The organism is Streptosporangium pseudovulgare (assembly GCF_014648055.1).
In the GTDB taxonomy this organism is placed as follows: domain Bacteria; phylum Actinomycetota; class Actinomycetes; order Streptosporangiales; family Streptosporangiaceae; genus Streptosporangium; species Streptosporangium pseudovulgare.
Genome location: NZ_BMQJ01000002.1, coordinates 267,165 through 289,931 on the forward strand (window position 1 = coordinate 267,165; position 22,767 = coordinate 289,931).

Below are 22,767 nucleotides of genomic sequence, written 5' to 3' on the forward strand. Positions count from 1 at the left end.
CCCGCTCACCGCCTCGTACCCACGTCATCCGCCGCGGACGCCGCCGCCTCCCGCAGCGCCCGCTCGGCCAGGACGCAGGTCAGGTGCCGCCGGTAGGCGGCGCTCGCGTGGATGTCGTCCTCCGGCTCGACCCGCCCCGCCACGGCCCGCGCCGCCGCGGCCCAGCCGTCCGCGAAGGCCCCGGCTCCGGAGGTCCCCGTCCCGGCTGCTCCGGAGACCGCTGCTCCGGAGACCACGGCCGGGGAGGTTCCGGCGACGTGGCCGGTGACGTCCACCACGACCGGAACCGGGCCCGCGCTCACGCACACCGCCCGGGCGGCGGTGACGCGCAGGCCGTCGTCCAGGCTGACCAGCGCCGCGACCCCGGCCAGGGCGTAGTCGCCGTGCCGCCGCGCCACCTCGTGGAAGGCGGTGCCGCAGCGCGGGCCGAGGGCGGGGAAGAACGCCGAGACGGCCAGCTCGCCCGGCTCGGCGGCCGACTCCAGGGGGCCGGTGAAGAAACCGGCGGCCGGGACGTCGCGGACCGCGCCGGGCCGGGCCAGCCGTACCGAACCGCCGAGGAGGGCCAGCACCGCGGGCAGCTCGGCGGCGGGGTCGGCGTGCACCAGGCTGCCGACGACCGTGCCCCGGTTGCGGATCACCGGGTGGGCGACCAGCCGCAGCGCCTGGCGCAGCAGCGGCTGGGCGGCGGCCGCCCCGGCCGACCGCTCCACGCGGGCGTGCCTGGCCAGCGCGCCGACCCGCACGCCCCCCGGTTCGGCCTCGACCGTGTCCAGCTCGGTGAGCCGGTTGACGTCGACGAGGTGACCGGGGGCGACCAGCCGCATGTTCAGCAGGGGGATCAGGCTCTGGCCTCCCGCGAGCACCTTGCCCTCCGGCCCGGCCGCGGCCAGGACCTCCATCGCCTCGGCGACGGAGCGGGGGGCGTGGTACTCGAACGGAGGCGGCTTCATCCAGGGATCTCCCACGTCGGCACGTTCGTCCCGGGGCTTCCCGCACCCGGCCGTCCGGCCCGGGACGGGCCGTGTCCGGCCGCCGCCCCGGCGTCTCTCCCGCCCGGCCGTCCGGCCCGGGACCCGCGGCGCCCGTCCGTCATCCCGGGATCTCTCCTACCCGGCCGTCCGGCCCGGGACCCGCGGCGCCCGTCCGTCATCCCGATGCCTCCCGGGTCTGCCCGGCCCCCTCCGCCGGGACCTCCGCGGCCCCGCTCTGCCGGGAGACGACCCGCAGCAGGTGGTAGCCGCCCACGACGACGACGGTGCCCAGGGCGATGCCCTCCAGCACGAAGTCGGAGCCGAACATCTGCTTGACCGGGCCGATGGCGAGGATGATGCCCGCCCCGATCGGGACCATGTTGACCGGGTTGGAGAAGTCGACGCGGTTCTCGATCCAGATCTTCGCGCCGAGCAGGCCGATCATGCCGTAGAGGATCACCGTGATGCCGCCGAGCACGCCGTTCGGGGTGGCCGCCACCAGCGCGCCGAACTTCGGGCACAGGCCGAAGAGGATCGCGATGACGGCCGCGATGTAGTAGGCGGCCGTGGAGTAGACCCGGGTGGCGGCCATGACGCCGATGTTCTCGGCGTAGGTGGTGGTCGGGGAGCCGCCGAAGGCGGTGGCGACCACGGTGGTGACGCCGTCGGCGGCGATCGCCCGGCCCAGGTAGGGGTCGACGTCGGCGCCGGTCATCTCGCCGACCGCCTTGACGTGGCCGACGTTCTCGGCGATCAGCGCGATCACCGCGGGCAGCACCAGCAGCGCGGCCGAGACCTTGATGTCGGGCAGGTGCATGTTCGGCAGGCCGATCCAGTCGGCGCTCGCCACCGCGTCGAGGTTCACCCGGGGGTGGGTGTCGATCTTCCCGGTCCCGGCGTTGTAGGCGGTGATGTCGCCGAGGACGCGGTCGGCCGCCCAGGACAGCACGAAGCCGATGACCAGCCCGAGGAGGATGCCGATCCGCCCGATGAACCCGCGGAACGCCACGACGATCAGGAACGTGACGATCATGGTGATCAGCGCGATCCACTGGTCGCTGGGCCAGTAGACGTCGGCGACGACGTAGGCCAGGCCGAACCCGATCAGCATGACGACGCCGCCGGTGACGACCGGCGGGAACACCCGGTGGATGATCTGCACGCCGACGAAGTGGATGGCCAGGCCCACCAGGGCCAGCACCAGGCCGACCAGCAGGATCGCCCCGGTGACGACCGCGTCGCCGGCCGGGGTGTCGCCGCCGTACAGCGCCCGGATGGCCAGCACGCCGCCCACGAACGAGGCGCTGCTGCCGAGGTAGCTGGGGATCTTCCCGCGCACGATGAGCAGGAACATGATCGTCGCCACGCCCGAGAACATGATGGCGACGTTGGGGTCGAGCCCCATGACGAGAGGGAAGACGAACGTGGCGCCGAACATCGCGACGACGTGCTGGGCCCCGAACCCGATCATCCGCGGCCACGACAGCCGCTCGTCCGGCCGCACCACCTCGCCGGGTGCCAGGTGCCTGCCGTCACCGTGCTTGGTCCAACCTGCAACCATCAAGCCCTACCTTTCACCGGGCCGTCGGTCGGTGGCCGCCCCGTAGGCATCCCTCCCGAATCCCAAGCTGTTCGCTGCGGGCACCTTAGGCCCGCCCTGTCACTTCTCGCACTGGCACGAACTGCCGAAACCGATCATCCCGGCCGGCAGCCGGATCCCGGCCGCCGTCCCACTCCCCCGGCGGGCCCAACGGGCCGTGACGGCCTTACCGGGCGGCGACCACCCGGATCTCGAAACCCTCGCCGGTCACGACCTGACCTCCGCGGATCTTGCGGGTCTTCCGGGTCTCGACCTCACCGTCGACCATGACGTTCCCCTCCGCGATGAAGTGCTTGGCCTGGCCCCCGGTGTCGGTGACGGCGCAGTACTTCAGCAGGTCGCAGAGCGGGATGTAGTCGGTTTCCAGCTCGAAGGTCTCGTTCACCCTCCAGAGTCTAGATGCCGCGCATCCGCAGGACGTGCAGGGCCAGCGTGAGGTTCAGCCGCAGGTGGGCGTCCTCGGTGAAGCCCCCCAGCATGCGTTCCAGCTTGCCGATCCGGTAACGCAGCGTGTTGTAGTGGAAGTGCAGCCTGCGGGCCGTCTCGGCGACGTTGAGGTTGGTCTCCAGCAGCACCTGGAGGGTCCGCCGCAGGTCGGCGTTCTCGGGGTCGTCGTCGGAGGCGAGCGGGCCGAGGGTCTCGCGGACGAAGGCGTGCAGCTCGCCGGTGTCGCCGACCAGCGACAGCAGGCGGTAGACGCCGAGCTGGTCGAAGTGGGCGACCGCGCCGGGGCCGTGGAGTTGCCGGCCCACCCGGGCCGCCTTCAGCGCCTGGCCGTACGCGTCGGGCAGCCCCTCGACGGCCGGGGCGGTACGGCTGGCGCCCGTGGAGAAGGTCGCGGGCGCGCACTCGGCGAAGGCCGCGGCGGCGTCCTTGGCCAGGCGCGCGACGTCGGCGGCGGCGTCCACGACGGCGACGACCTCGTGGGAGAAACCCGCCACCGCGCCGCGCGGGTCGTGGCGGCGCACCGCCGCGGCCCAGCAGGCCGGCAGGCGGTCCTGGGCGGCGCGCTCGTCGCCGCCGGGGTCGAGCTCGGCCACCAGCACGGTGACCGGGCGCTCCAGCTCCCAGCCGAAGGTCCGGGCGCGCGCCGCGACGCGGGCGGGATCGCCGTCCCGGCCGGTCAGCACGTCGCGCAGGAAATCGGCGCGGTACTTGCTCTCCACCGCGTTGACCGCCTCCTGCCGGGTCACGACCAGCGCGGCGACCGTGGCGGCACGTTCCAGAATGCCGACGTCGCTGTCGGCGATCGAGCCGACCGGCCCGCAGGCGACGATACGGCCGTGGTGGTGGCCGCCCGCGACGACGGGAACGGAGGTGCGGCTGCCCTCCGGGGCGCTGCGCAGCGCGGCCAGGTGTTCGGCGGGCCCGGCGGCGGCGAGCGTGCGGTCGCCCCGGTCGAGCACGGCCACCGCCACCCCGAGCAGCCCGGCGACCTCCGCCGTCACCTCCCGCAGGCCGCCGCCGGCCAGCACGACCTGCACCAGCGCCCGGTGGGCCTCCTCGGCGCGGGCCAGCACCGCGGCCTGCCGGTTGAGGATGTCGGTGAGGACCTGGTTGAGGATGTCGTCGAACCCGACGCCGTCGGGGAGCCGGATCAGCGGGAACCCCAGGCGGTCGGCCTGCTCCGCCATCTCCGCGGGCAGCCGGTCGAGGTAGCGGCCCGGCTTGACGGCGAGCGCCGCCAGGCCCCGCTCGTCGAGGTCGGCCACCAGCCGGTCGAGCGACTGCGGGGTGTTGCGCAGCGGGTAGCCGGTGGTGAGCAGCAGCTCGTGCGGCTTGACCCAGGCCAGGATGTCGGGGACCTCCATCACGTTGAGCCGCTGCACGATCCGGCCCAGCCCGCGCTCCCCGGCGATCAGCCGCGCCCCGGCCAGCGCGGAGACGCCCAGCACCTCCCCGACCGCGACACCGTGGATGATCGTTCCGGTGCTCGCCGGCCGCACGGGAGGTTCCATGCGCTGATTCTGACCGATGGGACCCCTGTCAGGAAGAGCCAACTCTCCGGCCGAGCGTTGGCATCTTTACCCGTACGACCCGCCTCACCTGCCGTTCTACGGTCGGCTCGACGGGGGACGGCCGGCGGGGAGGCGGGATGAGCGTCACGGCACGCCCGAGGGGACCGCGGTCGTCCCCGGTGCGGGCGGACGCGACCGGCGCGGCGAGCGCGGCCCTGCGGCCGGTGCTGGAGGTGCCCCGGCGGCCCGCGCGGGTGCTGGCGGCGTTCCCCTCGGCGATCTATCTGGAGGTCCGTGCGGGACCTGAGCCGCGCGTGGTGGCGGTGACGACCGGCGGGGCCGTCCGGCTGCCCAACGCGCTGATGACCACCGGGACGCTGCCGCCGGCCTCCGCGGGCGGCGAGGCGTGGGTCGGCGACGGCGCGGTGGAGCTGGAACGGCTGCGCCTGCGGGTGCGGCGCTGGTGGGATCCGGCGCCGCCGCCGGACCCGGCCGGCCCGGCGCGGCTGGCCGCCGCGCTGCCGGTGCTGGCCGGGGTGTGCGACCGGTCGCCGCGGCGGCCGGGGCTGGAGGGCTCCGACGCCGCCGGGCTGCTGGCCGCCGGGTGCGCGCGGGCCTCGCTGCCCGACTGCGTCGCGGCCGCCGAACGCCTCGTCGGGCTGGGTCCCGGGCTGACCCCGAGCGGCGACGACGTGCTCGCCGGGACGCTCGTGGCGCTGCGCCACCTGGGGACGGCGGCCGGGGCGCGCCGCGCCGTCCGGCTGGCCGACCGGCTGGGCGCGGCGGTCGCCTTCGACGCGCGCGGCCGGACCACCGCGGTCTCGGCCACGCTGCTGCACTGCGCCACGCGGGGCCAGGCGTGCGCGGAGGTGCTGGCCGTCCTCCGGGGTCTGACCGGCGGGCGGCCCCTTGAGCCCGCGCTGGAGCGGCTGCTCCGGCTCGGCCACACCTCCGGGGCCGACCTCGCCTGGGGCCTGCGCATCGGCCTGGCCGCCGTCGTCGCGCTCGCCGGGGACGGAGCGAACGGAGCCGCACGGGCCGGTGACAGGGCGAACGGAGCCACGCGGGCCCGGGACGGAGCGAACGGAGCCACACGGGCCGGAGGGTGGGGCGGATGAGCGCCGATCTGGTCCGGGTGCGCGCGGGCGCCTACCACGACTCGGTCACCCTGATGCGGGTCAGCCGGACGGCCGCCGACCTGCCCGGCGTCGAGGTCGCCCTGGTGGCGATGGCCACCGGCCTCAACCGCGGCGTCGCCGCCGACCTGGGTTTCGGCCTGCCCGAGGCCGGTCCGGGCGACCTGCTGGTCGCGCTGCGGGGTGAGGACCCGGCCGCCCTGGAGGCCGCCGCCGCCGAGCTGGACCGGCTGCTGGCCGGCCTCGCGAGCCGTACGGCGGGCGGCGGTGACGGCGGCCCGGCCGGCCTGGACGGCCCCGGCGGATTCGGCGGCTTCGGGGGCTGCTTCGGCGGTGCGGCCGGGTTCGCCCCGCGCACGGTCGGCGCCGCCGCCCGCGCACTCGCCGCGGACCCCGGCCCGGCGCTGGCCCTGGTCTCGGTGCCGGGACCGTACGCCTTCGCCGAGGCGATGGACGCGATCGAGGCCGGCCTGCCGGTGATGATCTTCAGTGACAACGTGCCCGTCGAGCAGGAGGTGCTGCTCAAGCGGCGGGCCGCCGAGCGGGACGTGCTGGTCATGGGGCCCGACTGCGGCACCGCGGTGATCGGCGGGACCGGCCTGGGCTTCGCCAACGTGCTGCGGCCCGGCCCGGTCGGGATCGTCGCCGCCTCCGGCACCGGCGCGCAGCAGATCTCCTGCCTGCTGGACCTGGCGGGCGTGGGCGTGCGGCACGTGCTCGGCGTGGGCGGCCGGGACCTGTCGGCGGAGGTGGGCGGGCTGTCCACGCTCCGGGCCCTCGCCGCGCTCGACGCCGACCCGGCGACCGAGCTGATCGTCCTGGTCTCCAAGCCCCCCGCCCCGGAGGTGGCCCGGACGGTGCGGGACGCCGCCGCCGGGCTCGCCACGCCGGTGGTGGGCGCCCTGCTCGGCCCCGGGGGCGGCGACCTGACCGCGGCGGCCGAGAGCGTCCTGCGCGCGCTGGGGGCGCCGGTCCCCGCCTGGCCCTCCTGGCCCGCCCCGGGACCGGCCCGCCGGAAGACCGGGGACGGCGGGGCACGGGGCCCGGACGGCCCGGACGGCCCGGACGGCCCGAATGACGCGAACGGTCCCGGGGAGCCGGCCGGCCGGGACGGCGCGACGCTGCACGGCCTGTACGCCGGGGGCACCCTGTGCGCCGAGGCCCGGCTGGTGGCCGGGGCCGGGCGGTTCACCGACTTCGGCGACGACGCCTACACCCGCGGCCGGGCCCACCCGATGATCGACCCCACGCTGCGGCTGGAGGCCCTGGCCGGCGTGCCGGCCGGTGACGTCGCGCTCCTGGACGTGGTCCTCGGGCACGGCGCCGATCCCGACCCCGCGCGGCGGCTCGCCCCCGCCGTCGCCGCGGCCGTCGCCCGGGGGACGGCGGTGGTGGTGGCGCTGGTCGGCACCGAGGGCGACCCGCAGGGACTCGGCGGCCAGGCCGGGGCGCTGCGCGCGGCCGGGGCGGCGGTGTTCGCCTCCAACGCCCGGGCGGCCCGGCACGCCGCGGCCCTGACCGCGGGTGTCCGATGACGGCCCGCGAGCCCTCCCGGGGACACCCGGCGACCCACCGGCCCGGCGACCGCCCCGCGGGCCGTTCCGCACGTGGAGGACGCCCATGACGATGCCCCTGCTCTCCGGAGAGCCCCGGGTGATCACGGCCGGCGCCGAGCCGCTCGGCGAGGCACTGGACGCGCAGGCCGTACCGAGGGTCCGGGTGGACTGGCGCCCGCCGATGCCGGGCACCGGCGCCGACCTCGCCCGGGTGCTGGCCGACCCGCGCAGGGTCGAGGCCAACGAGGTCGCCGTCGGCCGCCTGGTGTCCGCCCGGCCCCGCCTGGTCACCGTACGGCCGGCGCGCGAGGCGCTGGACCTGCCGCCGGGCACCTTCCTGCACGCCGGGCCGCCGATCACCTGGGAGCGGGCCTCGGGGCCGATGCGCGGCGCGCTCGTCGGGGCGGCGCTGCTGGAAGGGCTGGCCGGCGACCCCGAGGAGGCCGGGAGGCTGCTGGCCGCCGGGCGCGTCCGGCTGGAGCCCTGCCACCGCCACCGGACCGTGGGGCCGATGGCGGGGGTGGTCAGCCCGTCGATGTGGATGCTGGAGGTACGCGACGCCGAGCACGGCGGCACCGCCTTCTGCTCGCTCAACGAGGGGCTGGGCAAGGTGCTGCGCTACGGCGCCTACGGCCCGGAGGTGCTGCGGCGGCTCACCTGGATGGGCGAGGTCCTGGGACCGGTGCTGCGGGCCGCGCTGGAGCTGACCGGGCCGCTGGACCTCGGGGCGCTGATCGCCCAGGCCCTGCAGATGGGCGACGAGCTGCACAACCGCAACCGCGCCGCCACGTCACTGCTGGTGCGCGAGCTGGCCGCGGCGATCGTGGACGCCGCGCCGGGCCGGGCGGCCGAGGTGCTGCGCTTCGTGCACGGCAACGACCACTTCTTCCTCAACGCGGGCATGGCGGCCTGCAAGGTGAGCGCCGACGCCGCCCGGGACGTGCCCGGCTCCACCGTGGTCGTGGCGATGGCCCGCAACGGCACCGACTTCGGGATCCAGGTCTCCGGGCTGGGCGACCGCTGGTTCACCGGCCCGGCGGGCGTGCCGGACGGGCTGTACCTCGGCGCGTACGGCCCGGCCGACGCCAACCCCGACATCGGCGACTCCACCATCACCGAGACGGCCGGCCTGGGCGGCTTCGCGATGGCGGCGGCCCCGGCGATCGTCAGGTTCGTCGGCGGCGACGTGCCGGACGCGATGCGGGCCACCCGGTCCATGTACGAGATCACCCTCGCCGAGCACCCCGCCTACCGGATCCCCGTCCTCGGCTTCCGCGGCACGCCGGTGGGCGTCGACGTCGCCCTGGTCGCCCGGACGGGACTGCTGCCCGCGGTCAACACCGGCATCGCGGGCCGGGTCGCGGGCACCGGGCAGGTGGGCGCCGGTCTGGTGAGCCCGCCCGCGTCGGCCTTCACAACGGCCCTGACAGCCCTCGCCGAGGCGGCCGGACCCGGCGGCGGCCCGGAGCGCTGACCCCGGGGCCGGGCGACCGGCGGCCGGGCCTCCGGTCCGCCGCGGGCCGCGGCGCGTCGTACGACGTCAGCCCGGATGTCCGGGAAGCGGCGGGCCGTGGCGGGCGGGCATGGGCGATGCCACCCGCGAATGGTTTGCCGGACATCAACTTTCATTACTGAATGTAAGACTTATATTGTGTCCAGCCTCACAGATCAGGCTGCCTGCGGGGGGACTGGAGACGATGACCGATCGCTTGACCGGTGACGCCCCTGTCGGACCGGACGGCGAACCTGTCCCGCCGGGCGCGGTCCCGGGGCCGGACAGGCTGATCGGCAGGCGTTACCGGCTGGTGTCGCCGGTGGGCCGCGGCGGTCTGGGACGGGTGTGGCACGCCTACGACGTGCTGCTCGACCGCGACGTCGCGATCAAGGAGCTGATCCTGCCCCCCGGGCTCGACCCCGCGGGCACGCGGGCCGCCCACCGGCGCATGATCCACGAGGCCCGTTCGGTGGCCCGGCTCAGCCACCCGGGCATCGCCGCCGTCCACGACGTCGCCGAGGAGGACGGCCGCCCCTGGATCGTGATGGAGCTGGTCCGCGGCTGGTCCCTGGAGCAGGCCGTACGGCGGGGCGGGCCGCTGCCGGTGTCGCAGGCCGCCGAGATCGGCGTCCGGGTCCTCGACGCGCTGCGCCACGCCCACGCCGCCGGGATCCTGCACCGCGACGTCAAGCCCGGCAACGTGCTGCTGACCGCCGACCGGGTGGTGCTCACCGACTTCGGCATCGCCGCGCTGGAGGACGACGGCGCCGCCCCCCTGGCCGGGCTGCTGGTGGGCTCGCCCGCCTACGTCCCGCCGGAGCGCCTGACCGGCCGGGCGGCCACCCCCGCCGCCGACCTGTGGGCGTTCGGCGCCACGCTGTACACCGCGGTCGAGGGCCGCCCTCCGTACGAGGGACCCGACGCGATGACGGTGCTCAACGAGATCCTCTCCGGCGAGCCCGTCCGGCCGGTACGGGCCGGGACGCTGGCTCCGGTCCTGGAGGGGCTGCTGCGCAGGGACCCCGACGGCCGGATGACCGTCGCCGAGGCGGCCCGCCTGCTGGAACAGGCGCTGACCGGCACGTCCGGTCCGCCCGGCCAGTCCGGCCCGTCCGGTCTGTCCGGCCACGACGCCGAGCCGCCCGGTCACGCCGCCGCGCGGGAACCCCTCCCCGCCCCCACCACACGGGATCCCCTCCCGGGCTCTCCTGGACAGGCGTCCTTCCCCGGCTCTCCCGGGCAGACGTCCTTCCCGGCTCCTCCGGCGCAGGACCCCTTCCGCGCCGCTCCCGGGCACGCGCCCCTCCCCTCCCAGGATTCCTTCCCGGGCGCCTCCGGGCAGGCGCCCCTCCCGGCGTCCGCCGCCCAGGACCCCTTCCTGAGCCCTTCCGGGCAGGATCCCTTCCTCACCTCCTCCGAGCGGTTCCCCGCCTCCGGCGCTCAGGCGCCCTTCCCCGCCGACGTCCCGGCGGCCCGCCCCGCGTCCCCGCGGGCCCCTTCACCCGGGCCGATGCCGTCGCGGATCATCGAGACCCCCTCCGGCCCGGTGCGGGTGCCCTACGACCCGCAGGCCGCGTCCGGCCCTGAGACGGCCCCCTTCCCGGGCCCGCCGTCCGGCGGCTCTCCGTCCGGAATGCGCGGCTACGACGCGCTGCGCAGCTCCTCCGCGGACTTCTCCTCCCCCTTTTTCGGAGACCCCCCGCCCGACTCCCCCGCCGGTACGGCCGGCGCCTCCCCGCGGCCGCCCGAGGGGAACGCTCCAGCGGCCCGGCCGGCCGCCGGCGCGCCCTTGCGCGGCCGGCGGCACGCGGCGCCGGAGGACCCCGGCGCCCCCGGCGCGCGGCGGCGGGACGGCCGGTCCGGCGGCCGCCTGACACCGCGGATGCTGGCGGCGGGTGGGGCCGCGGCGCTGCTGCTGGTGATCGTCGCGCTGGTCCTGCTGCTGCCCCGCGCCTCGGACACCCCGGCGCTCCCGGCCGCCACCACGAGCCCCGGCGCCGCCGCCTCGGCGCCCGCCGACCCGGCGACCCCGGACCGGCCGCGGACCGAGGTCCCCGACGGATACCGGCGGCTCAGCGAGGCCGGCGTCGCGGCGGCGCTGCCCAAGGGCTGGGCCGCCAAGCCGGGCGACGACGGCGGCACCGTGTTCACCGGCCCCAGGAACAGCGGGCGGAGCGTCACCGTCACCCCCGTCCCGGTGACCGACCCGATGACCGCGCTGCGCCGCGCCGACCGGAACGGCCTGGACGAGTACACCGAGGTCGGCCTCTCCCGGGTGCCCTACCGCGGCTGGAAGGCCGCCGATCTGGAGTACACCTACGCGGTGTCCGACGGCGCCGTGCCCATGCACGGGCTCACCCGGTACGTCACGGTGGACGACGCGACCGCCTACCGCATCACGTTCGCCGTGCAGGACCTCGACTGGGGGAAGAGCGCGGCGTTCCGGCAGGTCTTCCTCGACACCTTCACCCCGAACGCCTGACCCCCGCCCCCTGCGCCTCCGTCCGCCCGGCCGCCCGGCTCGCCCGCGCCCCGGTCGCCGGGCGGACCAGGCAGACCGGGCGGACGGCGCGACCGCGCGCCCGGGGGGACCGGAATATCGCTTCAGATGGCGTCATGAGTGATGGCAGACTTCACGCGTGACGCGCACCCCCTCCTCCATCCCAGAAAAAGACAATATTTCCCCTGAAAGCCGGATGAACATCGCGGCGGTGCAGCGGCGGACCCTCGCGGTGCTGTCCGTCGCGCAGATCACCGGCGGGGTCGGGGTCGCCGTCGGCACGGCCCTCAGCTCGCTGGTGGTCGCCAAGCTGTCCGGCTCGGTGGCGATCAGCGGCCTGGCCGGGACCTCCAGCGTGCTCGGTGCCGCGCTGCTGGCCCTGCCCACCGCCGGTGCCGCGAACCGGGGCGGCCGCCGGGCCGGGCTGGCCCTGGCCTACGCCTGCGCGGTGCTCGGCTGCCTGGTCGCACTGCTCGCCATCGCCACGCGCGTGTGGCCCCTGCTCCTCGTCGGCCTGGTGCTGTTCGGCGGCGGCAGCGCGGGCAACCTCGCCTCCCGCTACTCCGCGACCGACCTGTCGGCCCCCGGCCACTCGGCCCGCCACCTGGCGTGGGTCGTGTGGGCCGCCACCATCGGCTCGGTCACCGGCCCCAACCTGGCCGAACCCGCCGAACACCTCGGCCGCCGGCTCGGCCTGGCCCCCGACGCCGGCCCCTTCGCGCTCTCCCTGCTGGCGTTCGCGCTCGCGCTGGCCGTCGTGCTGGTGGCGCTGCGGCCCGACCCGCTGCTGCTGGCCCGCGCGACCTCCCCGGGCTCCCCCGCCCCCGGCTCTCCCGCCGCCTCCGCGCAGACCCCGACCCCGACCCCGACCCCGGCCACGGCCCGGAGCCGGAGCCGGGGCGGGCTGCGCGCCGGCTGGCGGGCCCTGCGCGAGAGCCCGGTCGCCTCCCGGGCGCTCGTGGCGATCGCGGTCGCCCACACCGCGATGGTGTCGGTCATGTCCATGACCCCGGTGCACCTCGACCACGACGGCGCCGGCTACCGGACCATCGGCGTCGTCCTCAGCGTGCACATCGCCGGCATGTTCGTCCTGTCGCCGGTGGTCGGCTGGCTGGCCGACCGGATCGGCCGGACCCGCGTGCTCGTCCTCGGCATGGGCGTCCTCCTGGCCGCCGCCCTCCTCGCGGGCGGGGCCGGGCCGCACGACATCGGCCGGGTGACCGCCGGGCTCGGCCTGCTCGGCGTCGGCTGGTCCTGCGGCCTGATCGCGGGCTCGGCGATGCTCACCGAGGCCGTGCCGCTGGAGCGCCGCCCCGCCGTCCAGGGCCTGTCGGACCTGCTGATGAACGTCTGCGGCGCGGGCGGCACGATCGTCGCCGGGCTGATCGTGAGCGGCCTGTCCTACGGCACGCTCGGCACGGCCACGGCGGTCATGGTGACCGTCACCGCCGCCTGGCTGGCCCTCACCACCCGGCCCGCGCGCACCGCCTGACCTCCCGGCTCCCCGTACGGGCACCGGCCGTCGGCGCCCGTACGGCCCCGGACTCCTGACCCGGCGAGCCGCCGCACGGGCCGCACGGCCCGCGAGGTGCCGCGCCCGTCGTCACTTGGCGTCGGCGTAGCAGCGCACCGCGACCGCCTGCATCGGGAAACGCACCGGCGTCGCACCGAACAGCAGTCGCGTCGCCTCCCCGGCCGCCCGGCCCACCGCCGCGACGACCTCCTCGGCCAGCTCGGCCGGGCAGTGCACCATCACCTCGTCGTGCTGGAAGAACACCAGCCGCGCCGGGTCCGGCAGCAGCCCGCGCAGCACCGCCAGCAGCGACAGCGCCCACTCCGCCGCGGTCGCCTGGACCACGAAGTTGCGGGTGAACCGGCCCCGGTCGCGCGCCGCGCGCCTGCCCTCCGGACCCGAGACCAGCTCCTTCCAGCGCGCCGACGGCGGCGGGCAGGTGCGGCCGAGCCACGACCTCACCAGCCGCCCCTCCTCGCCGCTGCGCGCCGCCTCCTCGACGAACCGGTACGCCTGCGGGAAGCGCTGCCGCATCACGGCCAGCAGCGTGGGGGCGTCGCCGCTGGTCCCGCCGTACATGGCCGACAGCATGGCGATCTTCGCGTGGGCGCGGTCACCGCCGAACGCCCCCGCCAGAGCCTGGTACAGGTCGGCCTCCCCGGCCGCGCGGGCCAGCCCGCCGTCCCCGGCCATCGCGGCCAGCACCCGCGGCTCCAGCTGCGCCGCGTCGGCCACGACGAGCGTCCAGCCCTCGTCGGCCACCACCACCCGGCGCATCACCTTGGGGATCTGCAGCGCCCCGCCGCCGCTGGTGGCCCACCTGCCCGACACGACGCCGCCGACGACGTACTCGGGCCGGAAGCGGTCGTCGCGCACCCACTGGTCGGCCCAGGCCCAGCCGTGGAAGCTGTGGATCCGCGCCAGCTCCTTGTAGGTCAGCAGGGGCGCGACCCCGGGGTGGTCGACCTTCTTGATCTCGTGGGCCCGGGTGGAGGCCACCGGCACCCCCGCCGCCTTGAAGGCCCGGACGATCTGCTGCGGGGAGTCGGGGTTGAACGGCGTGCCGAAGGCCGCCGACACCTGATCGGCCAGCGCCTGCAGCTTCGCCGGGCGCATGCCGTGCACCGGGCGCGGGCCGAGCAGCTCGGCCAGCAGCGCGTCGTGCGCGTCGCGCCGCCAGGGCATGCCGTCGCGGCTCATCTCCTCGGCGATCAGCGCCCCGGCCGACTCGGCCGCGACCAGCAACCGGAACCGGTGCGGGTCGGCGGTGGCCCCGATCCGCCGGAGCTGGTCGGCGAGGACCTCGGCCACCGGCCCGGCGTCCGGCGCGGGCGGCTCATCCTCGAACAGCGCGGCCTGACGCGCCCGCTCCCCGCCGGGCGCCTGGTGGTCGTCGTCGGGCACCGGAAGGCCGTGCAGCCGGGCGTGCGCCGCCGCGGCCGAGCGGGGCTCGCCGTACCGCCCCTCGTATCCCAGCAGCAGGCCCTCGGTCAGCGCCAGGTCGTGGCAGCGGCCCACCCGCACCCCGGCGTCGAGCAGGGCGGGATAGACCGCGCGGGTGTCGGCCCAGACCCAGCGCGGCCGCCCGCCCGCCGCGCCCGGAGCCGCCTCCCGCCCGGCGCCCGGCCCGGGAACGGCCCGCGCCCCGGACTCCGGCGCGCCCGGGACGGCCCGCGCCCCGGACTCCGGCGCGCCCGGGACGGCCCGCGCCCCGGACCCCGTCTCAAGCTCCCGGACGGCCGCCGCCAGGTCGGCGACGGTCCGCGCCTCGCCCCCGGCGGGCAGCAGGACGCCACCGCTCCCCGGACCGGCCGCCACTGCCACGTGCATGAGGCCAGCCTGCCACGCCGCCCCGACACTTTCGCTCAGGCGAGCGGTATCACCACCTCGTCCTCGAGCGGGGGTTCGAGTTCCTGCTCCAGGCAGCCGGTCGCGGCGAAGCACCGGATCGTCAGAGCCTCCGGGGTCACCGAGACGTGCAGGAAGCTCTTGAAGAACGGCGGGGTGTCCCAGTCGGACAGCTCCGACAGGTAGCGGTGGAACGTCCGGCCCACCGGCAGCCGGAACGGCATCGGCAGGCCGCCGAGGATCCGCGCCGCCCACCTCATCCGCGCCGTGACGGGCACGGGCGGGACGTCCCGGACGGGGGTGACGCCGATCCGTCGCGACATCACCGCCGCGCTCTCGGCCGGCGTGAGGTAGAGCCAGCGCATCCGCAGCCGGTCGCTGTAGAGCCTGCTGTAGAACGACAGCGAGTCGCCGCGCAGCGGGTAGCAGCGGTAGTCGTCCTCGCTGACGCCGCCCACCGTGACCCTGGGGATCGTGTGGGTGGCGTGCATGAACGCCCCGGAGCCGCCGGCCACGATGTACTGGATCGTCCGGCCGCCCCTGCTGACCGGGAAACGCTGGTAGTTGTGCACGTCCCCGCCGATCGCGGCGACGTAGTTGTGCGCGGGGTCGGCGACGATGTCGTCGATCGTGCCGCCCCCCTCCAGCGCCGACGGCCTGTACTCGTCACGGACGTAGACGGGCTTGCCGGTGATCAGCATCTTGGGCCGCGGGTCCCGTGACACCTCGCGCAGCCACCGCGCCTGCCCGGCGTCCAGCGCGCCGCCGATCCCGGTGTCCACCCCCACGACGAGCAGCGAGGGGGTCTCCAGCGCCCAGTACGGCCCGGGCTGCACGGCCCGCTGGCCGGGCTTGGACCGGCGCTCGCGCGCCCGCTCCAGCGCCGCCTCGTCGATCATGTCCGGCTTGCGCCACAGCAGGCCCCGCAGCCCGGAGGGCGACAGCCGGAAGCCCTGCCGCTCGGCCTTCAGCGCCGGGGCCTCGCAGAAGACGCGCATGAAGCCGCCGAGCCCGTCGTACCAGTCATGGTTTCCGGGCACGGCGTAGATCGGCGCGGGGTAGTCCTGGTACGGGCGGAAGAACTTGACGTCGTAGTCGTTGCCCGACCCGGCGGGGTAGATCACGTCGCTGGCGATGACGGCGAAGGAGGTGCCCTGCCCGATCTTCAGCATCCCCGGGACGACCGCGTACTGCGAGGCGTCCCCCTCCCCCGTGTCCCCCAGGACCAGGAAGGAGAACTCCGGGCCGACGTCCACCGGGATCCGCATGGCCGGATCCGCGCCCCGCTCCCGCTGGGCGGCCACCCAGCGGGCACGCACCTCGCCGGACGGATCCCCGAACAGGGCCGCCAGGACCTCGTTCCTCGACCGCCACAGGGCGCGCGGGTTCAGCCAGGAGAAGCTCTCCCGCCCGGGGAGCATGTCCCGGAACGTACCCACCCGGGCGCACGACCAGCCCGCGCCCTCCTCCGACACCCGGGAGGAGCCGTCACGTCCGCGTCTCGCGGCCCGACCGATATCGACCATGACCGTATTTTGACCTTGATCTCGGACAGGCGCAGCGTTAAGCGGGTACAGGGGCCGCGATGCAGACCTTCCTTCCCTATCCCGATTTCGCCACCACCGCACGGGTCCTCGACCCCCGGCGGCTCGGCAAGCAGCGGGTGGAGACCATCCAGGTGCTGCGCGCGCTGACCGTCCCGGGGTACGGCTGGCGCCACCACCCGGCGGTGCGGATGTGGGCCGGGTACGAGGAGGCTCTGGTCAGGTACGGCCTGGAGGTCTGCGAGCGGTGGTGCGCCGGGGGCCGGGCCGACACCTGCGCGGACACGCTGACGCGGGAGCTGGCCGATCTCCTCGGCGTCGCCGCGCCCCGCTCCCAGGCGGAGCTCGCCGCCGCCGGGGAGCTGCCGCCCTGGCTGGGCGACCCGGAGCTGCACCTCAGCCACCGCTCGGCGCTGCTGCGCAAGTCGCCCGAGTTCTACCGCCCGATCTTCGGTGACGAGCCGGACGGGCTGCCCTACATCTGGCCGCTCTCCGACCGCCCGCGGCGTCCACCGTCCGCGGGAGCGGGCTGACCGGCCTTCGGCAGGGGGTCGTTCCTGCTTTGTCCGCACCCGATGCCTTTACAATGTAGATTTTCTGCTGGCCGCGACCGGCGCCGTCAGGGCAGCCGGCCGATGGTGAAGTCGTCGACGTACACCCGCGTCCCGGTACCCGCCGTGGGCCACTGTCCCGCCGCCACCCCGAACCGCGGCGGGCCGACGGCCCTTTTGACCTCGGTGTCCACGACCTGCGTCACCAGCCGATCGCCGGCCCACAGGCCGAGCCGTATCTCGCCGTCGCCGCGCGCGCACTCGGCCCGCAGCGGCACCGCGCCCTTCCGGAAGCCGGGGATCGGCACGTCGGCGGTCAGATCCCAGCCGGTCCCCTCCGCGGTCTTGTGGATCCTGGCCCGGCCCGACGGGCTGAACTCCAGGGTGTAGAAGAAGTCGTCGATCTTCTCCTCGCTCTTGGTGTACTCGCAGACGATCCCGGTCCAGGTGCCGTAGTCGGCCGCCTGGGTGATGCCGATCGTGGCGCCGACCAGCACCCGATCGGGGATCTCGGCGTTGACCGGGGCCATGCCCCACCGGTCGGGCTCCGAGGTGCTGGTCAGCATGGTGTAGCGGCCGTCCCCGGTGTAGCCCTGGGAGGAGTCGACCGCGGTGGAGTCGTTGCTCCAGCCCGTGGTGTCGGAGGCGAAGTCCTCCCGGTACAGCACGTCCTCGACCTCCGGCGGCCCCGTGGAGAGCGCGCGGAGCCCCAGCACCGCCACCGCTCCCAGGGCGAGGGCGCCCGCCGCTCCGGCCACGGCGTACGTCCGCCGCCCACGCCATCCGCGCCGCGGGCCCGTCGCGTCCGCCCGCTCCGCCACCCGGGTGACCGCCGGGGCCAGAGCGGAGAGGTCGAACCGCAGGGTGCCGGCCACCTTGGCGGTGTCCTCCGCGTCGCTCTGCCCGACCAGTTCCGACAGCAGTTCCTTGGCGGTCGGCCGGGAGGCCGGATCCCTGTCGAGCGCCGCCCCGACCAGGCCGCGCAGCCCGGCGTCGAGCCCGCCGAGGTCCGGGGTGTGATTCAGGACGCGGTAGGGGATCTCGTGGACGCTTCCGGCGGCGAAGGGCGAGCGGCCCGTCGCGGCGGCGGCCACCACGCATCCCCAGGCGAAGACGTCCGCCGGCGGGCCCGCCGACTGCCCGGAGAACCGCTCCGGGGCCATGTAGGCGGGGGTGCCGATGAGCTGGTTCGTCGCGGTGTGCCCGTCACCCGTGTCCAGGGCACGGGCGATGCCGAAGTCGATCACTCTGGGCCCCAGCGGGGACAGCAGCACGTTGGCGGGCTTGAGGTCGCGGTGGACGACCCCCGCGCCGTGGATCGCGGTCAGGGCGGTCGCCACCCCGACGGCCAGCGCCTCCAGGTCGGATCCGCGCAGCAGGGTCTGCTGACGCAGCACGCGTTCGAGGTCGGGCCCGGCGACGTACTCGGTCACCAGCCAGAGCGGGTCCCCGTTCAGCCGCGCGTCCAGGACCGGCGCGGTGCAGAACCGGCTGACCCTCCGGGCCGCGGCCACCTCGTTGCGGAACCGCGCCACGAACTCCGGATCGGCGGCCAGGACCGGGTTGATCACCTTGATCGCCACCGGCCCCGACGGACTCTCACCGAAGTAGACGGTCCCCATGCCCCCTCGGCCCAGGCGCCCGGCGACGCGGTAGGGGCCGAGCACTGTCGGATCGGAGGGCTCAAGACCGAGCACAGGGGGCGGACCGTAAGCCGTCACGGCAAATGATCATAGATCGGCCACTCCGGCGGGGACGGACATTTTCCCGGAAAATCCGGGGAAGTCCGGACCGGCCGGCGCCGGCCGTACGGTCACCCGGCGATCAACACACCCGGGTTCAGGATGCCGTCCGGGTCCAGCCGGTCCTTGATCCCCCGGAGGATCTCCACGCCCAGCTCGCCGATCTCGGCGGCGTAGGCGTCCCGGTGGTCGCGGCCGACGCCGTGGTGGTGGGAGATCGTGCCCCCGGCCGCGACGATCGCCTCGTTCGCCGCCTTCTTGGCCGTCTCCCACTGCCCCAGCGGGTCGGCCGACTGGGCCGTGACGACCGTGAAGTACAGCGAGGCGCCCGTGCCGTACACGTGGGAGACGTGGCACATCACCAGCGGCGAGCCCAGGGAGCCCTGGAGCGACAGCCGTACGGCGTCGTAGAGGCCGGGCAGGGCGGACCAGAACCCGGCCGTCTCCAGCGTCTCCACGGTGGCCCCGGCCCCGAGCAGGGAGTCGCGCAGGTAGGGGGCGGAGTAGCGGCCCCGGGCCCACGACTCGCCCGGGCCCGGGCCCAGGCAGGTGCCGCCGAGCCCGGCCAGCACGGCCGCGGCGGCGTCCCGCCGCGCCCGCGTCTCCCCGGGCTCGCCCTCGTAGCCCGCGACGGCCAGGCAGCCCGCGTCGGCCGCGAGGCCGCCCAGCTCGTCCGGCCTGGCCAGGCCGACCATCGTCTCGGTCTCGTCGGACAGGCGCAACACGGTGGGCACCGGGCCGTCCTGGGCGAGACGCCGCAGCGCGGCCGTGCCCTCCGCGAACGACGCGAACCGCCAGCCCTCGTAGAGACGCTCGGCGGGGACCCGGCGCACCCGCAGCCGCAGCGAGGTGATCACCCCGAACGCGCCCTCGGAGCCGAGGATCACCTGGCGCAGGTCGGGCCCGGCGGCCGACTTGGGCGCGCGGCCCAGCTCCAGGGTGCCGCGCGGGGTCGCCACGGTCATGCCGACGACCATGTCGTCGAACCGGCCGTAGCCCGCCGACGCCTGCCCGCTGGAGCGGGCCGCGGCGAAGCCGCCCAGCGTCGCGTACTCGTACGACTGGGGGAAGTGCCCCAGGGTGAACCCGTGCCCGGCCAGCAGCCGCTCCGCCTGCGGCGCGCGCAGCCCCGGCTCCAGCTCGGCGACCATGGACTCGGCGTCCACCGACACCAGCCGGTTCAGCCGTGAGACGTCGAGCGCGACGACCCCGGCGAAGCCGCGCCGGTCGGCCGCCAGGCCGCCGACGACCGAGGTGCCGCCGCCGAACGGCACGACGGCCACCCGGTGCGCGGCGCAGATCCGCAGCACCGCCAGCACCTCGTCGTGGGAGCCGGGCAGCACGACGGCGTCGGGGGCGTCCGAGCCGTCCCCGGCGCGGATGCGCAGCAGGTCGGGGGTGGACTTGCCCCGGGTGTGCCGGACGCGGGCCTCGTGGTCGCGGCGGACGTGCCCGGCGCCGACGGCGTCCTCCAGCCCGGCCACGACCGGCGCGGGGAGCGCCGGGCCGGGCAGCCGCACCTCGCCGAGGGCCGCGGCGGGGGTGTCCGGCGCGCGGACGCCCAGCAGGTCGCCCAGCAGGCGGCGGACCGGTTCGGGCAGCTCGGCGGCCCGCGCGGGGTCGCCCCAGCCCGACCAGAGCATCGGTTCGGCGGCGGTCGTCGGAATCTCCACGTCTACACTGTGACAGATGACGTCCATCCGTCACAATGTGGTCATGGACACCGGCGGCCCCGCCCGCGACTCAGACCCCGGCGGCGCCCTCTCCGGTCCCGGAACGGCCGACGGCCCCGATCCCGGCACGACCCGGCGCGCTCCCGCCCCGGCACGCGGCCCCGTCGCCGGAGCGGCCCGCGAGGCGGCGCGCGACCCGGTCCTCGATCCCGTCCTCGACGCCGCCCGCGAGATGGTGCTCGCGGTCGGCGTGCGGCGCACCACGCTCACCGATGTGGCGCGGCGGGCCGGGGTGTCCCGGATGACGATCTACCGCCGCTGGCCGGACGTCCGCGCGCTGGTCGCCGACCTGATGACCCGCGAGTGGACGCTCGTCGCCGGCCGGTTCGCCGGGGACGACCCGGTCGCCGCGGCGGTCGGGGCGGTGCGGGCCCTGCGCGGCCACCCGCTCTGGCGGAAGATCGTCGAGGTGGATCCCGAGCTGCTCCTGCCGTACCTGCTGCATCGCCGGGGGGCCAGCCAGGACGCCATGCTGGCGCTCGTGGCGGAGTCCGTCGCGCGCGGGCAGGAGCTGGGCGCCGTACGGCCCGGCGACCCGGCGCGGCTGGCCGGGACCGTGCTGCTGACCGCCCAGTCGTTCCTGATGTCGGGCCCGGCCGTGCTCGCCCCGGCCTCCCCCGGCGAGCTGGACGACGAACTCGCCACACTCCTGGAGAGGTACCTGCGACCGTGAGCTCCCCCGCCCCCGGCTTCCCCGGCCCGTCGCTTCCGGGCTCCTCCCTCAACGCCGCCCGCCGGGCACGCGAGCTGGCCGAGACGCGCGGCCTCGTGGTCGACGTGCTGGTGGTCGGCCTGGGCGCGACCGGCGCGGGGGCGGCGCTCGACGCCGCCTCCCGCGGCCTGTCGGTGGCCGCGATCGACGCCTGCGACCTGGCGTTCGGCACCTCCCGGTGGAGCTCGAAGATGATCCACGGTGGGCTGCGCTACCTGGCCAGGGGGCAGGTCGGGGTGGCTCGGGAGAGCGCGGTGGAGCGCGGCGTGCTGCTCGCCCGCACCGCGCCGCACCTGGTGCGGGCCGCGCCGTACCTGCTGCCGCTGACCCCGCGGGTCTCCCGTTCCGCGGCGGCGACGGTGATGGCCGGCTACCGGCTCGGCGACGGGCTGCGGGCGGCGGCCGGCACGCCCCGCGCGCTGCTGCCCGGCCCCGCGCGGGTCTCCGCCCGGCGGGCGCTGGAGCTGGCCGCGCCGCTGGCGCCGGACGGCCTGCGCGGCGCGCTGCTGTCCTGGGACGGGCGGCTGAGCGACGACGCGCGCCTGGTGGTGGCGCTGGCGAGGACGGCCGCCGCGCACGGGGCCAGGATCCTGACCCGCTGCCGGGCCCTCGCGCTGGCCGGGGACGGAGCCGAGGTCCGCGACGAGCTGACCGGCGACGTCTTCACGATCCGCGCCCGGGCGACGGTCAACGCCACCGGGGTCTGGGCCGCCGGCCTCGACCCGGGCATCCCGCTGCGGCCCTCGCGCGGCACCCACCTCGTGCTGCGCCCGGAGATCCTTCCCGGCCTGCGGGCCGGGCTGCACGTGCCGATCCCCGGGGAGGGCAACCGGTTCGCGCTGGTCCTGCCCCAGCACGACGGCCGCGTCTACGTCGGCCTGACCGACGAGCCGGTGGACGGGCCGGTCCCCGACGTGCCGGAGGCGCCGGAGGAGGACGTGGCGTTCCTGCTCGGCGTGCTCAACTCGGTGCTGGCCGCGGAGATCCGGCGCGAGGACGTCGCCGGGGCCTTCGCCGGGCTGCGCCCGCTCCTCGGCGGGGGCGGGCGGGGCGGGGACGGCGGGCGCACCGCCGACCTGTCGCGGCGGCACGCGCTGCTGACCTCCCCCGGCGGGGTGGTCACGGTCGTGGGCGGCAAGCTGACCACCTACCGGCGGATGGCCGAGGACGCGGTCGACCTCGCGGTGCGGCTGCGGGGCCTGCCCGCCGGGGCGAGCCGTACGGCGCGGCTGCCCCTCGTCGGGTACCTGCCGCCGGGCACGGCGGTGCGGGGGCGGCTGGCGGCGCGGTACGGCGCCGAGGCGGCGGCGGTGCGGTCGCTGGCGGCCGGCGACCCGGCGCTGGCCGAGCCGCTGCCGACCGGCGTCACCGGCGCCGAGCTGGTCTGGGCGGTCCGGCACGAGGGGGCGCTGGACGCCGGGGACCTCCTCGACCGCCGGACCCGGATCGGCCTCGTGCCGGAGGACAGGGCGGCGGCCATGCCCGCGGCCCTGGCCGCCCTGGAACACGGGACCGCCTGACCCCGGCCGCCCTGGAACACGGGACCGGCTGACCCCGGCCGCCCTGGAACGCGGGAACGGCCGGCCCCGGACGCTCCAGAACGCGGGAACGGCCGGCCCCGGACGCCCTGGAACACAGGGCCGGTCCTCGGACACCTTGGGACACAGGGCCGGCCCCGGACGCCCTGGGACGCGGGACCGGAGGGCCCGGAACACGGGTCGTTCGGCCCTTGACGGCGTGCGGATTTCCGTCCACCTCTTGACAGGATCTCCTGACCGTGCTTTGGGCGGGATATTTCTCACAGGGATCTCTCAGCCCCGAAGCCTTGACACCGGACCGCCCTCGGCCCTCCTCCAGTGCGCCGTCCGTGGTGCGGCGGAACAGAGCACATTCGCACCCCACGCG

General features: G+C 76.3%; 16 protein-coding genes. 8 read left to right on the forward strand and 8 right to left on the reverse strand.

The window, feature by feature from the left end; all coding sequences use genetic code 11:
- Positions 1-5: 5 nt before the first annotated feature.
- The 4 genes from IEZ10_RS05070 to IEZ10_RS05085 all read right to left on the reverse strand — a co-directional run bounded on the left by IEZ10_RS05070 (position 6) and on the right by IEZ10_RS05085 (position 4,532).
- The gene (locus IEZ10_RS05070) at positions 6-953 is read right to left on the reverse strand and encodes an FAD binding domain-containing protein (protein WP_189245285.1); all 948 of its coding nucleotides are present in this window, start codon (positions 951-953) and stop codon (positions 6-8) included.
- 196 nt (positions 954-1,149) lie between these two features.
- Complete coding sequence (locus tag IEZ10_RS05075) at positions 1,150-2,535, reverse strand: uracil-xanthine permease family protein (protein ID WP_189245286.1); 1,386 nt, start codon at positions 2,533-2,535, stop codon at positions 1,150-1,152.
- Positions 2,536-2,740: 205 nt separating this feature from the next.
- The gene (locus IEZ10_RS05080; RefSeq protein ID WP_189245287.1) at positions 2,741-2,959 is read right to left on the reverse strand and encodes an RNA-binding S4 domain-containing protein; all 219 of its coding nucleotides are present in this window, start codon (positions 2,957-2,959) and stop codon (positions 2,741-2,743) included.
- A 10-nt stretch (positions 2,960-2,969) separates the two neighbouring features.
- Positions 2,970-4,532, reverse strand: a complete 1,563-nt coding sequence (locus IEZ10_RS05085; RefSeq protein ID WP_189245288.1) for a PucR family transcriptional regulator — start codon at positions 4,530-4,532, stop codon at positions 2,970-2,972.
- A 137-nt stretch (positions 4,533-4,669) separates the two neighbouring features.
- On the opposite strand from IEZ10_RS05085, the gene IEZ10_RS05090 reads away from it, so the two are divergent.
- The 5 genes from IEZ10_RS05090 to IEZ10_RS05110 all read left to right on the forward strand — a co-directional run bounded on the left by IEZ10_RS05090 (position 4,670) and on the right by IEZ10_RS05110 (position 12,711).
- Positions 4,670-5,650, forward strand: coding sequence for an oxamate carbamoyltransferase subunit AllH family protein (locus tag IEZ10_RS05090; protein WP_189245289.1), 981 nt, complete (start codon positions 4,670-4,672; stop codon positions 5,648-5,650).
- Complete coding sequence (locus tag IEZ10_RS05095) at positions 5,647-7,203, forward strand: AllF/FdrA family protein (RefSeq protein ID WP_189245290.1); 1,557 nt, start codon at positions 5,647-5,649, stop codon at positions 7,201-7,203. The genes IEZ10_RS05090 and IEZ10_RS05095 overlap by 4 nt, the downstream gene beginning before the upstream one ends.
- Positions 7,204-7,288: 85 nt before the next feature.
- A complete protein-coding gene (locus IEZ10_RS05100) occupies positions 7,289-8,698 on the forward strand; it encodes a YlbE family protein (protein ID WP_189245291.1) in 1,410 nt (469 codons plus the stop codon).
- A 223-nt stretch (positions 8,699-8,921) separates the two neighbouring features.
- Entirely contained in the window at positions 8,922-11,201 is a 2,280-nt protein-coding gene (locus IEZ10_RS05105) for a serine/threonine-protein kinase (protein ID WP_189245292.1), read from the forward strand.
- A gap of 214 nt (positions 11,202-11,415) precedes the next feature.
- Complete coding sequence (locus IEZ10_RS05110) at positions 11,416-12,711, forward strand: MFS transporter (RefSeq protein ID WP_189245293.1); 1,296 nt, start codon at positions 11,416-11,418, stop codon at positions 12,709-12,711.
- Positions 12,712-12,822: 111 nt separating this feature from the next.
- On the opposite strand, the gene IEZ10_RS05115 is transcribed toward IEZ10_RS05110, so the two are convergent.
- A complete protein-coding gene (locus tag IEZ10_RS05115; RefSeq protein ID WP_189245294.1) occupies positions 12,823-14,562 on the reverse strand; it encodes a bifunctional 3'-5' exonuclease/DNA polymerase in 1,740 nt (579 codons plus the stop codon).
- 35 nt (positions 14,563-14,597) lie between these two features.
- The gene (locus tag IEZ10_RS05120; protein ID WP_189245295.1) at positions 14,598-16,106 is read right to left on the reverse strand and encodes a metallophosphoesterase family protein; all 1,509 of its coding nucleotides are present in this window, start codon (positions 16,104-16,106) and stop codon (positions 14,598-14,600) included.
- A 59-nt stretch (positions 16,107-16,165) separates the two neighbouring features.
- Here IEZ10_RS05120 and IEZ10_RS05125 point away from each other — a divergent pair, with 59 nt between their 5' ends.
- Positions 16,166-16,657, forward strand: coding sequence for an MSMEG_6728 family protein (locus IEZ10_RS05125; protein ID WP_189245296.1), 492 nt, complete (start codon positions 16,166-16,168; stop codon positions 16,655-16,657).
- Between the two features lie 86 nt (positions 16,658-16,743).
- Here IEZ10_RS05125 and IEZ10_RS05130 read toward each other — a convergent pair whose 3' ends face one another.
- A complete protein-coding gene (locus IEZ10_RS05130) occupies positions 16,744-18,396 on the reverse strand; it encodes a serine/threonine-protein kinase (RefSeq protein WP_189245297.1) in 1,653 nt (550 codons plus the stop codon).
- Positions 18,397-18,488: 92 nt separating this feature from the next.
- Positions 18,489-20,060: an FAD-binding oxidoreductase gene (locus IEZ10_RS05135; RefSeq protein WP_189245699.1), complete on the reverse strand. Its 1,572-nt coding sequence runs from the start codon at positions 20,058-20,060 to the stop codon at positions 18,489-18,491.
- A gap of 46 nt (positions 20,061-20,106) precedes the next feature.
- Between IEZ10_RS05135 and IEZ10_RS05140 the strand changes: the two genes are divergently transcribed.
- On the forward strand, positions 20,107-20,823 hold the full coding sequence (locus tag IEZ10_RS05140) for a TetR/AcrR family transcriptional regulator (RefSeq protein WP_308426246.1): 717 nt from the start codon (positions 20,107-20,109) through the stop codon (positions 20,821-20,823).
- Positions 20,820-22,382, forward strand: coding sequence for a glycerol-3-phosphate dehydrogenase/oxidase (locus IEZ10_RS05145; RefSeq protein ID WP_189245298.1), 1,563 nt, complete (start codon positions 20,820-20,822; stop codon positions 22,380-22,382). The genes IEZ10_RS05140 and IEZ10_RS05145 overlap by 4 nt, the downstream gene beginning before the upstream one ends.
- Positions 22,383-22,767: the final 385 nt, after the last annotated feature.

Excerpts from the sequence above, each read along its gene's own strand:
- IEZ10_RS05070 (WP_189245285.1), bottom strand. The coding sequence starts at position 953 with ATGAAGCCGCCTCCGTTCGAGTACCACGCCCCCCGCTCCGTCGCCGAG.
- IEZ10_RS05075 (WP_189245286.1), bottom strand. The coding sequence starts at position 2,535 with ATGGTTGCAGGTTGGACCAAGCACGGTGACGGCAGGCACCTGGCACCC.
- IEZ10_RS05085 (WP_189245288.1), bottom strand. The coding sequence starts at position 4,532 with ATGGAACCTCCCGTGCGGCCGGCGAGCACCGGAACGATCATCCACGGT.
- IEZ10_RS05090 (WP_189245289.1), top strand. The coding sequence starts at position 4,670 with ATGAGCGTCACGGCACGCCCGAGGGGACCGCGGTCGTCCCCGGTGCGG.
- IEZ10_RS05095 (WP_189245290.1), top strand. The coding sequence starts at position 5,647 with ATGAGCGCCGATCTGGTCCGGGTGCGCGCGGGCGCCTACCACGACTCG.
- IEZ10_RS05100 (WP_189245291.1), top strand. The coding sequence starts at position 7,289 with ATGACGATGCCCCTGCTCTCCGGAGAGCCCCGGGTGATCACGGCCGGC.
- IEZ10_RS05105 (WP_189245292.1), top strand. The coding sequence starts at position 8,922 with ATGACCGATCGCTTGACCGGTGACGCCCCTGTCGGACCGGACGGCGAA.
- IEZ10_RS05110 (WP_189245293.1), top strand. The coding sequence starts at position 11,416 with ATGAACATCGCGGCGGTGCAGCGGCGGACCCTCGCGGTGCTGTCCGTC.
- IEZ10_RS05115 (WP_189245294.1), bottom strand. The coding sequence starts at position 14,562 with ATGCACGTGGCAGTGGCGGCCGGTCCGGGGAGCGGTGGCGTCCTGCTG.
- IEZ10_RS05120 (WP_189245295.1), bottom strand. The coding sequence starts at position 16,106 with ATGGTCGATATCGGTCGGGCCGCGAGACGCGGACGTGACGGCTCCTCC.
- IEZ10_RS05125 (WP_189245296.1), top strand. The coding sequence starts at position 16,166 with ATGCAGACCTTCCTTCCCTATCCCGATTTCGCCACCACCGCACGGGTC.
- IEZ10_RS05135 (WP_189245699.1), bottom strand. The coding sequence starts at position 20,060 with ATGCTCTGGTCGGGCTGGGGCGACCCCGCGCGGGCCGCCGAGCTGCCC.
- IEZ10_RS05140 (WP_308426246.1), top strand. The coding sequence starts at position 20,107 with ATGACGTCCATCCGTCACAATGTGGTCATGGACACCGGCGGCCCCGCC.